The 14,129-nt window shown below is 45.7% G+C and carries 14 protein-coding genes; 10 read left to right on the top strand and 4 right to left on the bottom strand.

The genetic code is table 11. From position 1 onward, the window contains the following. The 6 genes from JW883_02700 (at position 1) to JW883_02675 (ending at position 6,253) form a co-directional block, all read left to right on the top strand. The gene (locus tag JW883_02700; protein ID MBN1841175.1) at positions 1–1,089 is read left to right on the top strand and encodes a glycosyltransferase family 9 protein; all 1,089 of its coding nucleotides are present in this window, start codon (positions 1–3) and stop codon (positions 1,087–1,089) included. Between the two features lie 87 nt (positions 1,090–1,176). Continuing rightward, positions 1,177–2,052, top strand: a complete 876-nt coding sequence (locus JW883_02695; GenBank protein ID MBN1841174.1) for a hypothetical protein — start codon at positions 1,177–1,179, stop codon at positions 2,050–2,052. Between the two features lie 418 nt (positions 2,053–2,470). Then, entirely contained in the window at positions 2,471–3,211 is a 741-nt protein-coding gene (locus tag JW883_02690; GenBank protein MBN1841173.1) for a hypothetical protein, read from the top strand. Between the two features lie 13 nt (positions 3,212–3,224). Beyond that, positions 3,225–4,034: a glycosyltransferase gene (locus tag JW883_02685; GenBank protein ID MBN1841172.1), complete on the top strand. Its 810-nt coding sequence runs from the start codon at positions 3,225–3,227 to the stop codon at positions 4,032–4,034. A 465-nt stretch (positions 4,035–4,499) separates the two neighbouring features. After that, on the top strand, positions 4,500–5,261 hold the full coding sequence (locus JW883_02680) for an SPASM domain-containing protein (protein MBN1841171.1): 762 nt from the start codon (positions 4,500–4,502) through the stop codon (positions 5,259–5,261). Positions 5,262–5,545: 284 nt separating this feature from the next. After that, entirely contained in the window at positions 5,546–6,253 is a 708-nt protein-coding gene (locus JW883_02675) for a hypothetical protein (GenBank protein ID MBN1841170.1), read from the top strand. Positions 6,254–6,629: 376 nt separating this feature from the next. On the opposite strand, the gene JW883_02670 is transcribed toward JW883_02675, so the two are convergent. The 4 genes from JW883_02670 to JW883_02655 form a co-directional block, all read right to left on the bottom strand. Beyond that, positions 6,630–7,700, bottom strand: coding sequence for an O-antigen ligase family protein (locus JW883_02670; GenBank protein MBN1841169.1), 1,071 nt, complete (start codon positions 7,698–7,700; stop codon positions 6,630–6,632). Between the two features lie 239 nt (positions 7,701–7,939). Continuing rightward, complete coding sequence (locus tag JW883_02665; protein MBN1841168.1) at positions 7,940–9,118, bottom strand: glycosyltransferase family 4 protein; 1,179 nt, start codon at positions 9,116–9,118, stop codon at positions 7,940–7,942. 66 nt (positions 9,119–9,184) lie between these two features. Next, on the bottom strand, positions 9,185–9,940 hold the full coding sequence (locus JW883_02660; protein MBN1841167.1) for a glycosyltransferase family 2 protein: 756 nt from the start codon (positions 9,938–9,940) through the stop codon (positions 9,185–9,187). Positions 9,941–9,948: 8 nt separating this feature from the next. Further along, positions 9,949–10,179 (bottom strand): hypothetical protein, encoded by a 231-nt coding sequence (locus tag JW883_02655; protein MBN1841166.1) that lies wholly within the window; start codon positions 10,177–10,179, stop codon positions 9,949–9,951. Between the two features lie 54 nt (positions 10,180–10,233). On the opposite strand from JW883_02655, the gene JW883_02650 reads away from it, so the two are divergent. From JW883_02650 to JW883_02635, 4 genes are all read left to right on the top strand, one after another. Continuing rightward, on the top strand, positions 10,234–10,422 hold the full coding sequence (locus JW883_02650) for a hypothetical protein (protein MBN1841165.1): 189 nt from the start codon (positions 10,234–10,236) through the stop codon (positions 10,420–10,422). Between the two features lie 439 nt (positions 10,423–10,861). Continuing rightward, on the top strand, positions 10,862–12,166 hold the full coding sequence (locus JW883_02645; protein ID MBN1841164.1) for a UDP-glucose/GDP-mannose dehydrogenase family protein: 1,305 nt from the start codon (positions 10,862–10,864) through the stop codon (positions 12,164–12,166). Positions 12,167–12,303: 137 nt separating this feature from the next. Then, positions 12,304–12,837, top strand: a complete 534-nt coding sequence (locus JW883_02640) for a DUF4416 family protein (GenBank protein MBN1841163.1) — start codon at positions 12,304–12,306, stop codon at positions 12,835–12,837. A gap of 297 nt (positions 12,838–13,134) precedes the next feature. Then, positions 13,135–14,022: a YicC family protein gene (locus JW883_02635; protein MBN1841162.1), complete on the top strand. Its 888-nt coding sequence runs from the start codon at positions 13,135–13,137 to the stop codon at positions 14,020–14,022. Positions 14,023–14,129: the final 107 nt, after the last annotated feature.

Below are 14,129 nucleotides of genomic sequence, written 5' to 3'. Positions count from 1 at the left end.
ATGTTGGTCAAGGGTAAAAAGAATCTCTCGAGAGACAGTAACGGTATCCTGTTGATTCAACTTGGAGATATCGGTGACGTTGTATTATCCTTGCCGTGTATTCGGGCCTTAAGAGAAAATTTCACGGAAGCACAGATTACTGTTGCAGTCAGGGAAAATGCAGCAGGGCTCATTAAGGACTACCAATGGGCATCAGGAGTCATTGCCGTAACCAAAGAGAAAAGGAGGCTTGTTGAGGAAATAGTCTATCAGAAGCGCTTTTTCAGGAGACTTCGGAGAAGTCGTCCTGAAATAGCCATTGACCTGCGAACCGGAACTCGGGGAGCAGTTCTGGCCCTCGCGTCAGGCGCTCGACAGAGAATTGGGTTTTATGCTTTTGATGGGAAGCTTTGGCGCAATAGAGTATTCACCCACCTTGTGAGACCAAGCCATTATCCCGGCCAGCACATGACAGGCCACTATGCTAGTATACTTCGGGCTTTCGAATTGGAAGTGAGTGATACTATACCCCATAACAACATTCCTCAAGAAAAACTGGACGGTGCCTCTGACTTGCTGAGAAACGAAGGCATCCCAAATGGCTCGCCCATCTTTGCGGTACAACCCTTTTCGTTATGGAGATACAAAGAATGGGGAATAGACAAGTACGTTAGGCTTATCAAATGGCTTACCTTGGAATACGGGGTGACAGTGATTGTTACAGGATCCTCTGAAGAAAGGAAACGGGCCGAGGAATTGGTGGGGCGTTGTGGTGACAGAACCTTCAACCTAGCCGGCAAAACGCCTATAGGTATCTTGGCAGGTGTTTTTAAGATATGTGCTTTGTTTATTGGGGGAGACAGTGCGGGCCTTCACATCGCGGCGGCAGTCGGCACGCCTACTGCGGGTATATTCGGGCCTTCCTCATCTGACGATTGGGCACCTAGAGGGGGACAACATCTCGTCTTGGCAAAAGAGTATTCGTGTGTGCCTTGTCGCAAAAAAGGGTGTGACGGAAGAGAAGTGAGCCTATGCCTGGAAGATCTCACTTTTGACGAGGTCAGAAAAAAGATCCGTGGTACGGTCAAGGCGGTGTTGAAAAACTCATAGCTTAGTTGGCTGTCGGATCAATTGGATTTGTAAGGAAGGAATGCCGACGTAGCAGGAAATCTCCAACGGACAAGAACGTTATCAGTTATGAAGAAATATCTGGTTAGCTTTGCGACTCCGGATTACTACAAGAGCCAGAGGAGATTACACAAGTCAGCATTAAATTATGGCATTGATGAATGCATTTCTTGTACGATGAAGGACATCAAAAGAAGCGACTTTTACAGGAAGAACAAGCTAATTCTTGATCAAGAACGAGGGGTTGGTTATTGGCTGTGGAAGCCGTTTATAATTCTTGACACGCTGCACAAGGTGGACGAGGGCGACATTGTCATGTACAGCGACAGTGGGGCGGAAGTCATTGGAGATATCCAACCCCTCATAGACATCTGTCAGGCCAAGAACGGCTTAGTATTTTTCCAGGTACATAATCAAGACGGCACAGATGGTGGCGTCCACCTGAATAGGAAGTGGATAAAACGAGATTGTTTCGTGCTAATGGGGGCGGACTACGAGAAATTCTACACGAGTGGGCAGGTGGCAGGGTCCCCGCAGTTATATGTCAAGGATCAAACGAATATCGACTTCGTCAAAGAATGGCTGTCATATTGCGAAGATCCGAGAATATTGACAGATCAGCCCAATACATGCGGCCTGGAGAATTTGCCAGAATTCATCGAACACAGACACGACCAAGCTGTCCTATCAATACTAACCAGGAAATACGAAATCGAGATTTTCAGAGATCCATCTCAGTTTGGAGCCCACCCGAGAATCAATGGACTCGAATCCTCGAAACAGACGTCTAGGCGAGTTGGGTCTCCGCAAAAAACTTATGAGAATTCCCCTTACGATACCTTATTCTATCTACATAGAAAGAAAAACTTTTCTTTGGTGCATAAGTTGCGGAATTTGGTCAACCGCTTGACCTCAAAAAAACCAAGGATTATGAGCCCACAATAAAGAAAAACGCATCTATAAACCAAAATAAGGTGCTTGGAAGGGCCGGCAGGTAATCCTCATGCAAAGAAAGGCATGGAACACTACGGTCACTAAGCCCCTCAGACAGTTCCAGGCCTTTGCATGAGGATTACCTGCCACCATACTTAGTTTTGTTTATAAGACCGAAGAAAAATGTAGGGCTTGCGATTTGAAGAAGCATATGAAACTGGTAAGGATCGTTAAGAATTGGGATTATCCGGATTTGCTGCGCCAAAGTCCAGGCAACTCGGGAGTCTGGGAAGGAATAAGGTTTACAATTGAGCCAGCTGATGAGTGCGACTATTTGGTAGTGCTCAATAAGGTAGTGGGGGAAAAGGTGTGTGCCAAATGCCCCAAGGAACATGTTTGGGCAGTGATGCAAGAGCCTTATGAGAGAGGGGTGACAGATTGGATGGTGGAAAAGCATGAACCTTATTCAAAGGTGTTTACGCACCATCCGGCGTCGTTTGATAGCAAATACGTCACGTCCCATCCAGGGATCCCGTGGCACGTTGATAGGTCATTCGATGCATTGGTGTCGAGTCCGATGCCGAAGAAAACGAAAGATTTGTCATGGATTGTAGGAGACGCAATGGAGTTGCCGGGCCACAAAAAAAGATGGGCATTTTTGGAATATATCCGGCGACAGAGCTCATTTGAGATAGATCTATATGGAAGGGCTGTGAAATTTATTGAAGACAAATGGGATGGCTTAGCTCCATATAGGTTTTCTCTCGCAATAGAAAATACCCGTGGCCCCGACTATTGGACCGAAAAAGTGGCAGACTGCTTTTTGTCGTGGACAGTTCCGTTCTATTATGGTTGTACGAATCTGACAGACTATTTTCCCAAAGAATCATTCATCGAAATCGATATTGATCGACCGTTAACTAGCCTCGAAAAGATAAAAGCTTCTGTCGACAATGGTGCTTGGTTGAATCGAGTCCCAGCCCTCGAAGAGGCTAGGAGGCTGGTTTTACATAAATATCAGCTGTTTCCGCATCTCGTCGGATTGATTCATACTTATGGTTATCAAAATGCCAGCAAGGTAGCTTTGAAAATACCTACTTACATGAGAAGCAGCAAGGCGAGAATCTACCGGACTGTGAGGAAGCTGAAAAAGACCTTGAGACTAATGTGACGAGGCTTTTTTTATGATAAGCGTGATTGTCAGTTTTTATGAACGACTTAGCCATTTAAAATGTTGCCTTGACGCTCTCAGTCTTTGTTCAAATGACTTCGACGAGGTCGTTATAGCAGACGACGGTTCGAATGAAGAGGTCGTCCGGAGTCTGGAAGAATACATTTCTAAATACGATTTCGAAATAAGACACGTCTGGCAGGAAAAAAGAGGCTTTAGGCTCGCAGCGAGCCGCAACAATGGAATCAGGGAAGCCAGAGGAGACTATTTGATTTTCTTGGACTGTGACTTGGTGGTCTTACATGATACGATTAAATGCCATTTGAAGGCAGCAAGACCTAAAAGATTTTTGGCTGGTAATTGCAAGTACTTAACGGAGATACAAACCAATACGGTATTCAGAAACAAAATCTCGCCAGATTTATTAGATACGTTATATCGGAAACTGCCTGAAGAGAATATCATTAGGGACCATCGCAAGTTCATAAAGCATGTGATTTTATCCACACTTTACCTGAGAAGTAAAAAAAAACAGACTCTTGGCGGACATTTTTCGATTCATAGAGAGGATATCGAAAATGTGAACGGTTTTGACGAAAACTTCATAGGGTGGGGCGGAGAAGATGAAAATCTGGGAATTAGGCTGGTGACCGCAGGAAGCCGGGGCCGCTCTGTGATCCGAAAAGCTAGGTGCCTACACCTTTGGCATTCTAAGGAAATTGGGGACAAAGGCTGGAAAGAGGGGCCGAATATAGGGTACTTTAAAAGAAGCCATATTCCTTTTTATTGTGAGAATGGCTTGAATCAAAAGGTTCGCACATGAAGGATCGGTGCCCACTGAAATAGCCTACGACCCTGACGGAGTGGATGAAGAGAAAGCTGTGTGAGCAAAGGACCAGCATGTTTCATGGGCCTTTTTGAGGTAATTGCAGGTTTTGAGTTTTGATGAAATTTGGAGGTTAGCAGGTTGGCGAGGCTGCCACGAGTGACACCAAAAGAACTTAATATGCTTCATCACTTAGGCTTGGATGATCATCGTATCTGCAACGGATCGATCAGGTATTTGAGCCGGCAATATTCTAAAGAGGGCTTTTTGGTGAAGCAGGAAAAGAAGTGTTTGTGTAGTTTGCGGTGCAGTGGAAAATCCTAAGGCAGTTGATGTGAACTAGCTATGCGTATTGTAGGAACTATGGAAATAACGACTATGGTGGGCTGCAAGAATATGTGCACCTATTGTCCGCAAAAGACATTGATAAGAAGTTACAAAAAAAGAAGTGACGTTACCAGGATGAGTTTTGAGACGTTTGGGACGTGTTTAAAAAAAATCCCGAAAGAAATCTGTATTGATTTTTCGGGTTTCTGTGAGCCTTGGATGAATCCGCATTGCACTGAAATGCTAACACATGCCTACGACCAGGGTTTTGATGTAGGTGTCTTCACAACAGCAGCTTGGCTGACTTTTCAAGATATAGACCAGATAAAACACATTGGTTTTAAGAGATTTGTGGTGCATTTACCTGACAATGACAACCTAACGAACATGAGCGTAGATGTGAGATATTTAGAAACGATTGGCAAGCTACTTGAAAGCGACATTGTGAACCTGAGCTTCATGACGATCGGCAATCTGCATGAAAATTTAGCAAACACCTTCGACATAGTGGTGAGAGAAGATCCGGTTATCGACAGAGCCGGCAATGTGACGGGCCTGCCCGGCCTTAGGCGCGGGAAAAAAATGAAAGGAAAGATTCGGTGTGTGAGTTGTACAGATGACCTGAATCACAATGTATTGCTCCCGAACGGCGATGTTGCTCTTTGTTGTATGGATTATGGATTACAGCACATTGTAGGAAATCTAGTATCGGAGAAATACCTCTCAATATTCAATGGTGTTGAATATTTGAAGGTGAAAAGAGGCCTGATCGACGATTCGTTGGATATCCTGTGCAGATATTGTAGTAATGCTAAACGGAAAGGTTTGTGGGGGCACTTGTCAAGGAGGTTTTCGTCCGGAACGTCAGGCGAAGTTTTCCTGGGGTATACTTCTTGATAGGTGCCCATTGACAAGGAAACTAAAGTTCACGGCCAGCGGCATACAACTGGGCACAGGAGAGGGGCTCAGGTCGCCAGGCCAAAATCGGAGCCTCGGTTGACACAAAAACGGTTCATGACACAGGAAGAGGGCAGCAAAAGGACCGATCTGCTAGCTCGGGAAGAGATAGACCAGCATTTTTGAGGATTTGTATCAAGGTCAGGCGGAGATAAGGCTGCCGAAGGATTAGCGGAATTCCGCATGACGTTTCTTGTATAGGCATCTGTGGTTATGGGAAAAACATGAAATTCTTGTTTTTGGTAGGAGTTGAAGGCTGTGGCCATTCCATGATTAGAAGTGTTTTGAGTCGCTTCTTTGGGGAGGCTTGGTTTGTGGATGAAGGCGACTGGCATGAAAAGATGACGGATTTTTGGAAGCCGGATGCCTCTCTGAGAGATCGGCTGAAGGGACGAAAAAAAATAGAAAAATCCTTGAGTAAGTATTTGAAACAAGGATATACTCATTTATTTGATAGCGCCTCTTTTCCCTTTGATCAACCGCGAAATTCACTTCGTCGTTTCGATCTTGTTGAACTTGCCGATATTCTCATTGACTACATGGAGATCAGGTTGTTGGTGCCTTATAGGAATCCGATTTCGGCAACGTTCAGCGGGATCAGACGAGGATTCACAAAACATCCCTATGAGCAGTGTAAGATCGTAGAAGATAATTTAATTTTCTTAAACTCTCAGTTATCGCAGTTGCGAAGTGACATCTACAGGAAACTTGCTTTTGAAGAGTTTCTGTTAGATCCATGGAGTCACATAGGGCGTTTGGCATCTTGGTGGGATTTGGAAGAAACTGAATTGGCAAAAGGATGCGAGAGATTAAGATCGCCCACGAGATTGGAACAGATACCGAAGCGTATTAGGAGATGTTTGGAGGACTTTTTTACTATTTCACGTTTACAACAGTGGCCGTTACTAACATCACAGGAAAATTATCTTTAGGCGAGTTGTTTGGATTCAAAAGGCCATTATTAATAAGATGGGAGAGGATAGACAGTATTTCAGCACGATATGAAGAAGGCACTAATAACAGTTTGGCGATCATCAACTAAATTATATCGAGGCCACCGCCTCTATCTAATTGTGCGAAACTTCTTATACGTTATCATCAAAAGCAAAGAGGAAACTGGGGTGGCAACCCTCGGTGAGTTTTGAAGATCTTGTGAGAGAAATGGTGGATCACGATCTGAAAAGGCTCAACAACTTTTCAACCTTTTTGTGACATGAATGCTTTATTCTACTCCATGGAAACAGTTGACGGGAGCGGAAAGGGGGTATGCCTGTTCCAGACAGACAATGTGCCTATTCGTCGTGGTGCTTAGTGAGAAGGCGACAAATCTCCTCCCTTCATGGAAGTTGCCAATACAAAACCAGCGTTATGTTTTTTATGTATACGCCACAGGACAGCTATCATGGATAGTATTGTGAAGAATACAACTTCAGTCAAATGGGTTAACACGGGTTCAAAAAGCCCCTTGGTTAGAAACATGACAAGGAGCGAAAGAGAACAATAGCCCCATCCCCTCACAGCATGAACTTGCGCCTTCCCTATCACCTCAAAGCACATTTTAACGGACACGCCGATAATGGCAAGAAAGAGAAGAAAGCCAGGGATGCCTGTCCGGACGGCCACGCTTACAAACATGTTGTGAGGATATTTCATAATGTAAAGACTTTTTTGCCAATTGGATACTCTTGCTTTGTAGTCAGCTAAGTCAAGCTTGTTGCCATAGGTGTGCATCCCGAAGCCTATCCCCGTAACTGGATAATCCTTAATTACTTGATAGGCAATGCGGCACATTCCCAGCCGTTCATTGTTCAAAAGATGATTCAGTTGCCAACGGGATGGGGCATGCGATATTGAAGTTAAAAGCAAAGTACATCCGACAACGGCAAATGCCGCTTTTTTGTTGAAAGGAAATATTAGTATTAGCGTAGCGCCTAATGCAATAATATTGCTGCGGGTTCGGGTTAGCATAGTAACGGCAGATAACGGCACGAGGCACAAAGCGAGGACAACCTTATTAGTAAAGCCTGTTTTGGTGAGGAGTCCATGCAAACACAGGATGATTCCAAACAAGGTAACGACACCAATAAGATTGGTCGGAGTCTGGACCAAACTCAATCCAAAACGGAGATTTATGGAATTGCCCAACACGGCATATTCATAAATTAGACTTCCAAGAGAGAAAACGGACGTAGATATGATAATAGTCCACGAAACAGTGTCGAGACGTCTTTTTGACGCAAAGAAATTGACCATGACATAAAAAAAAATGATGTATTTGATTAGGTGAGAATAGAGATCGTGAATGCTGTTCTGTTTATCAATAGCAAAAAACGTGGTAAGGGTCACCCAACAGGTGAAAATTAGAAAAGGAAGGGACAAGGGCGTCCTAAAAGAGAATTCAATCTTTTTTGTTACAATCAACGCTAGGCAAAATAGGACTGAAAGATAGAAGCATATTTCTTTCATTGCCGTGATATGGGGAAAAGGATTCAGAAAAATGAAGGTCCCCATGAGCACCGGGATGCTCTTTTTCAGAAAAGCGAAGATTTCAAAATCTGCTTTCCATTCAGCCAGACTCTTTTTGACAGGGGTATAGGGTTGATTTTGCATAATGCATCCTAGTTGACACTTTGGGACTTGTTCGTGAGAGGGGCGATCATACACGCCAAGTCAGGTCCTTTGTGTTGTTCTGTTGTGGAGTACAGATCGACAATACGGCGGGCGAGTTTGTCCCACGAATTTTCAAGTGCTGTTTTTTTGGCCATCTGTCCGATTTGTATGTGACGTTGTGAGTCTATCATCGATGCTAAAGCCTCGACCATCTCATATTCTGAGGGGTTTTCAGAAAGAACGAAACCTTGGACACTGTTTTGAAGGAGATCTTTGGCTCCGACTTTTTTGGTGATGATGACTGGGAGCCCAGCCATCATCGCCTCAAGGACAGCAATGCCAAAAGTGTCATATGCCGAGGGCATGACAAAGATGTCGGCCGCCAGATAGTATTCCTCAGTCTTCCTCACCAACCCGGCAAAGACAACCCGTTCAGAAATTCCTAGGTTCCGGGCCGAACGTATATAACGCTTTTCATCGCCCTTTCCCACAATGAGAAGTTTCAGGTGAGAATTCGAGTTGTCTTTAACGAGACGGGCCATGCCCTGTAGAACAAGTTCCAGCCTTTTGACTTCGAAATTCATTCCCACGAAAAGGAGGACCATGTCGTCTTGGGCCAAACGGTGACGTTGGCGTACCTCTCGCCGGCACATTCCTCGGTCCAATTGGGCAAAGCGATCGATTGACACGCCTGGATGCATCACGTGAATCCTCGATTCAGCAATGTCATAGCGCTTAAGAAGTTCATCTTTGACGAGTGTTGAAACCGGCAGCACCATGGGCTCAGGTGGCCCTGTAATCCCCTTTTTTTCCACCCAGGCTGTAGCTCTGTCAAAAAGACTCAGGCGCTTTTGCCTGACTTCTTTTATCCACGTCTTGTGGGGAATTCCGTGCATGGTAAAAAGGTTCATTCCAAAGATTCGGTCATGGCTGTGCAACAGATCGAATCTGCCCCTTTTTGCCTCGTTTCGTACAAAATACGCGAAGCTGATTGGCTGCAAAAAGCGCGGAAAACGGATGATTGGTATCTTATGGAACACAATTGGCGCATTGCCTTTTCGCCACTTGTTGGCAAAGACATGTATTTCAAACCCGTTGTGGGTGGCCAGGCGCTCGCAAAGCTCAAAGGCGAAGTTTTCAGCACCTCCCACCAGACCATATTTGGGAATTGCTACTGCTATTTTCATATTGAAACGACGGATCTTACAACGTACTTTTAGTCGGCAGTCATTTCTGACTTAATATGGACACTTCTACTGACCAAGATGATTCTCAATTTCCCTGAGTTTGACGTAGCGAATAAACATAGCATAAGCAGAAGATGTAGCTATAATGAATCCGGCAAGGCCATCCAAGAAACCCCTTTTGAGTAGATAGACCTCCACAAATTTGAACAAAGGACGCAGCAAAAGTAAGGAGACGTGATAGCGTTTGCCTTTCTCTTGCATATCTTCTGCCATAAGGGTGGAAAAATTGTTCACTGTTTGGAGTTGCCCGGAGATGATGCCTTTATAAGGATAGTGCAAGAGGTCGTTTTCTAAGTCTCCAATACTCCCGTTGATCTCAACGCGTTCATGGACCCGCCCCCCAGTCCAGCGGCCTCGCTCACACTTAAACAGGCGAAGCTGTCTATCCGGATAAAAACCGCTGTGGTTTATCCATCTTCCCTGATAAAAAGAGCGACGAGGGATTCGATATCCATCTTTGGCATTTGTCTTTCTGATCTCGGCCTTGATCTCATTGCGGAGAGCCTCTGTTACTTCCTCATCAGCATCCACACTGAATATCCAGTCACCCCGTGCCTTTGAAAGGGCAAAGTTCTTCTGATTTTCATACCCAGTCCAAGGCCTTTGAAATACTGAATCCGTGTATTCTTTGGCAATCTCGACTGTCTTGTCCTCACTCATGGAGTCCACAACTACAATTTCATCGGCCCACGACGCACTCTCAAGGCATCGCCTGATATTCTGCTCTTCGTTGAAGCATATGACACATACGGAAAGGGACATGAGTGCCCTTATTGTTCAAATATATCAAGGAGTTTTAAGTAGATCCCTGCGTCCTCAAAACAAAGCTCTATCCTAAGTTCTTTGTTGTATTCTTCATCATGGCTATCAAGAACATATTCTGTAACCTCAACTGAGCGAAACCGCTCAATTGAGGTTGAAATTACCACAGAAAAAATGCCACTGCAAGTTTCAGCGTCACGGCAGATAAAATCGCGGAGCGCTTTCATTTGAATTGACATATGACCTCAATATGTTAGATTAGTTTTTATTGAGAATATGATAACTTCTTAATCATGGCAACCAAAGAGTTTACGAAAATCATAAGTCCTATTGGTGAAGACAGATTGCGGATAAGGATAGAGACTCAAAAGGGGAAAGTTGTCAACGTCATGGCCCAATATGAAGCCAAACTTGGTGGAAAATGGCATGAAATTGTAAGATACGATTGCGGACATGGGTTTTTCCACAGGGACGTGATGTAAAGAGGGAAAAAAGAAAAGCACCCCATTGTGATAGAGAACCTAGGGGATGCCTTGCAATATGCGGAGCAAGATATTAAGGATCGTTGGAAGTGGTATAGAGACCGATACAAGAGGAGATTCCCCAAGGTAAGGAGTATGCTGCCACCATCCCCATACTCCGGAATATGACATTCCATGTATCTTGATAGAAGTGGGCGGGAAAATCGATTTAGGGTGTCTGTTTTTGTAATAATGGACGGTACTTTGGAAAGAATCTCCTAACTTCTCAAAAAGTCCTGGTAATTCCCTGAAACTGTAATTTCGGGTCATTGCGAGGAGTCCCGCCTGTGGCGGGACGACGACGCAATCTCAGTGCTACCAAGGAGATTGTTCGCTTCGCTGGCAATGACGAGAACCCGAACTTTTTGAGAAGTTACACAACCTCAATGGGACACGATAAATGAACATTTGTGTCGTTGGCGTGGGATACGTTGGGCTCGTGACTGGGGCTTGTTTTTCCGAATTTGGGCTGCGGGTCACCTGTGTGGACAATGACGTAACAAAGATCAGCATGCTGAACGATGGTAAGATCCCGATCTATGAACCCGGTCTTTCGGAAATGATTCACAAAAATGTCAATGAAAGGCGCCTCTCATTTACCACTGATATCAAGGAAAGCGTGCGAAATGCATTGGTGATTTTGATTGCCGTCGGCACCCCGACTGGCCAGGATGGGGGTGCCGACCTCAGGTATGTGGAAGAGGTGGCCCGATCCATCGGGCAGACCATGAACGGTTATAAGGTGGTGGTGACAAAAAGCACGGTTCCAGTGGGTACCGGGAAGATGATTGAGGGCATCATCAAGGAAAACCAGGCCAATCCGTGTGCCTTTGACGTTGTTTCCAACCCGGAATTCTTGAGGGAAGGAGCTGCCATAGAGGATTTTATGCATCCCAATCGGATTGTCATCGGCGCCGAGAGCGAGCAGGCTATTGCTATCCTTCAGGACCTTTACAATCCCCTCTATCTCATTGAAACTCCGTTTGTGATCACCGACATAGCCACAGCCGAGATGATTAAGTATGCCTCCAACGCCTTTCTGGCCACGAAGATATCGTTTATCAATGAAATGGCCAATATATGCGAGAGGGTTGGGGCGGATGTACACAAGGTGGCCAAAGGCATGGGTCTAGATGGGCGGATTAGCTCCAAGTTCCTGCATCCAGGCCCTGGTTTTGGAGGTTCGTGCTTTCCAAAAGACACACGGGCCATAAGTCAGATTGCCAAACAGCACGGATATGAATTCAAGATTGTTGATGCGGTGATCAAGGTAAACGATGAACGCCCCAGGATAATGATCGAGAGAATTATCTCGGCTTTAGGTGGGGACTTGAAGGGTGCAACGGTTGGGATTCTTGGCCTAACTTTCAAGCCAAACACAGACGACATGCGAGAGTCTCCCACAATCCCCATAATCAAAGGCCTGCAGGAGAAAGGGGCAAGGATTCAAGCCTTTGATCCGGCGGGGATGGACCACGCAAAAGAACACCTTCACGATATTGATTACAAGAAAGATTCGTATGAGGCTGCTGAAGGCGCTGACGTCTTGGTCCTTGCCACGGAATGGAATCGGTTCCGAAATATCGACTGGGACAGAATGAAGCAGCTTTTGAAACACCCAATCGTTGTGGACTTGCGAAATATCTACAAACCGAAGCGGATGCGTGCCCAGGGATTCCAGTATACCAGCATAGGGAGACCATGACATCTATCATTTATCATCTATTATTTGGCATTTTTCATTAACCGGTTAGTACACTTGGCAATCTAACCATGGAAAACCGGATCTCTTGGAGAGATAGACAACAAATGACAGATGTTCAATGATACTTTACAAGTGCTATGAGCATTCCCCGCGAACCAAAACCTGCTAAATTGGTTATTAGTGTCTTTATGCGGGACAAGGACCTCCTCCAGGAGGTATTTCGCGGTCTGTCTGAATCCTGGGGATCAATTGATATGGTGAGTCCCTGGCTACCCTTCAATGAGACAGATTATTATACGGCTGAGATGGGTAGCCCTCTTTTCAGGCGGTTGTTGGCTTTTTCCAAATTGATTGAGCAAGAGGAACTGGCTGATGCTAAACTTCTTGCCAATAGATTCGAAGGCAGCTTTTCAAGGCAAGGCAAGCGGCTGGTCAATATCGACCCGGGATATATGCTGGCAGAACGCTTTGTCCTGGCCACCGGAAAAAACTACACCCACCGTATCCATCTGAGGGCTGGCATTTATGCTGACCTGACTTTGATTTACCATAAAGGTGATTTTCGTCCGCTGGACTGGACCTATCCGGACTATGCCGGGGAGGCCATAGTTGGTTTTTTGAGATCTGTTAGAGACAGATATTTGTATCAGGTTCGACAGTCAAGATATTAGCCTCGTAGCTAATCAAAGGGTTTTTTATCTCTCACAGAGCCCGCAGAGGCACAGAGCTTTTGAGCTGAATTCCTGAGAGGGGAATTCAGCTCAATGTGCTATCCCGCTGCCGCGGGACATGTCGACAAGGCGAAGGTCGGAAATTTTTATGCTCAAAGAGGGCATTGGCAGGATCATAAATGCTCCGGCGGACTGATTGTTTGGCCTGATTTTTCCCTCTCAAAAAATCAGGCCAAGAAGTCATCTCAGTGAGCTCCGTGGGCTCGAGCGACCGAAGGGAGTGGGCGAGAGGACGACATGATCAAAAGCATGACGGCCTTTGGCAGGGCGGAAAAAACGGTCGAAGACTGTTCATATACAGTGGAAATGCGCTGTGTGAACAGGCGCTATTGTGAGATCTCTGTGCGTATGCCTCAATTCGCCGCAGGCGGACCTCTTGAGGAGCGCATAAAGAAGCTGGTAGCAGCCAAGGTTTCGCGAGGCCGTGTGGACGTGGTTGTTAAGATTAAGAACGGTTCTCGCACGATTCCGGAAATTGAAGTGAATGTGCCCCTGGCCAAAGCCTATTACAGGGCATTGTGCAAATTGAACGAATCGCTGGGAATAGAAGAAAGGGTCGGACTGGAAACCCTCCTTGGTTTGGAGGGGATCATTGCGGCAACAGAACCTGAGGTAGATTTGGAAAAGACGTGGGCAGACCTTTCAACTTGTGTTAGTGAGACCTTAGAAAGCGTAGATGTCATGCGGACTTCAGAGGGCAAGGCCATTTACGATGATTTTCAGAAACGTCTCCTGTCCGTGGAGGAGGGCATCTCTGGAATAAGAGTATTGGCCCCGTCCGTATTGTCAGAATACCGGAGTCGCTTGAACGAACGGATAGCCGTGCTCACCGAAGGCAAGGTAGAGTTAGATCCAAACCGGCTGGCTCAGGAGGCAGCTTTCCTGGCGGACAAGAGCGATATTACAGAGGAGATAGTTCGCGCCGAAAGCCATTTGAAACAGTTCCGCACCGTGCTCGAAGCAGAGGGTCCGGCTGGCAGGACTCTCGATTTCTTGCTTCAGGAATTGAATCGCGAGGTGAACACCATTGGTTCCAAGGCAGGGGATACCAGGCTATCCCATATGGCTGTGAACCTTAAGAGTGAACTTGAGAAGATTAGGGAACAGGTCCAGAACGTGGAATAGCAAATTTGATGAACTCGCAAAAAGTCAAAAAATGTATTTTTTGTCATTCCGGCCCGTCGAGAGCCTCAGGGTCGAACGACGAAAGCCGGAATCCAGTCCGCCGGAGG

Source organism: Deltaproteobacteria bacterium (assembly GCA_016930875.1).
Classification (GTDB): Bacteria; Desulfobacterota; Desulfobacteria; order Desulfobacterales.
The sequence above is the reverse complement of the archived record's forward strand: the minus strand, read 5'-3'. Positions and strand labels throughout refer to the sequence as shown.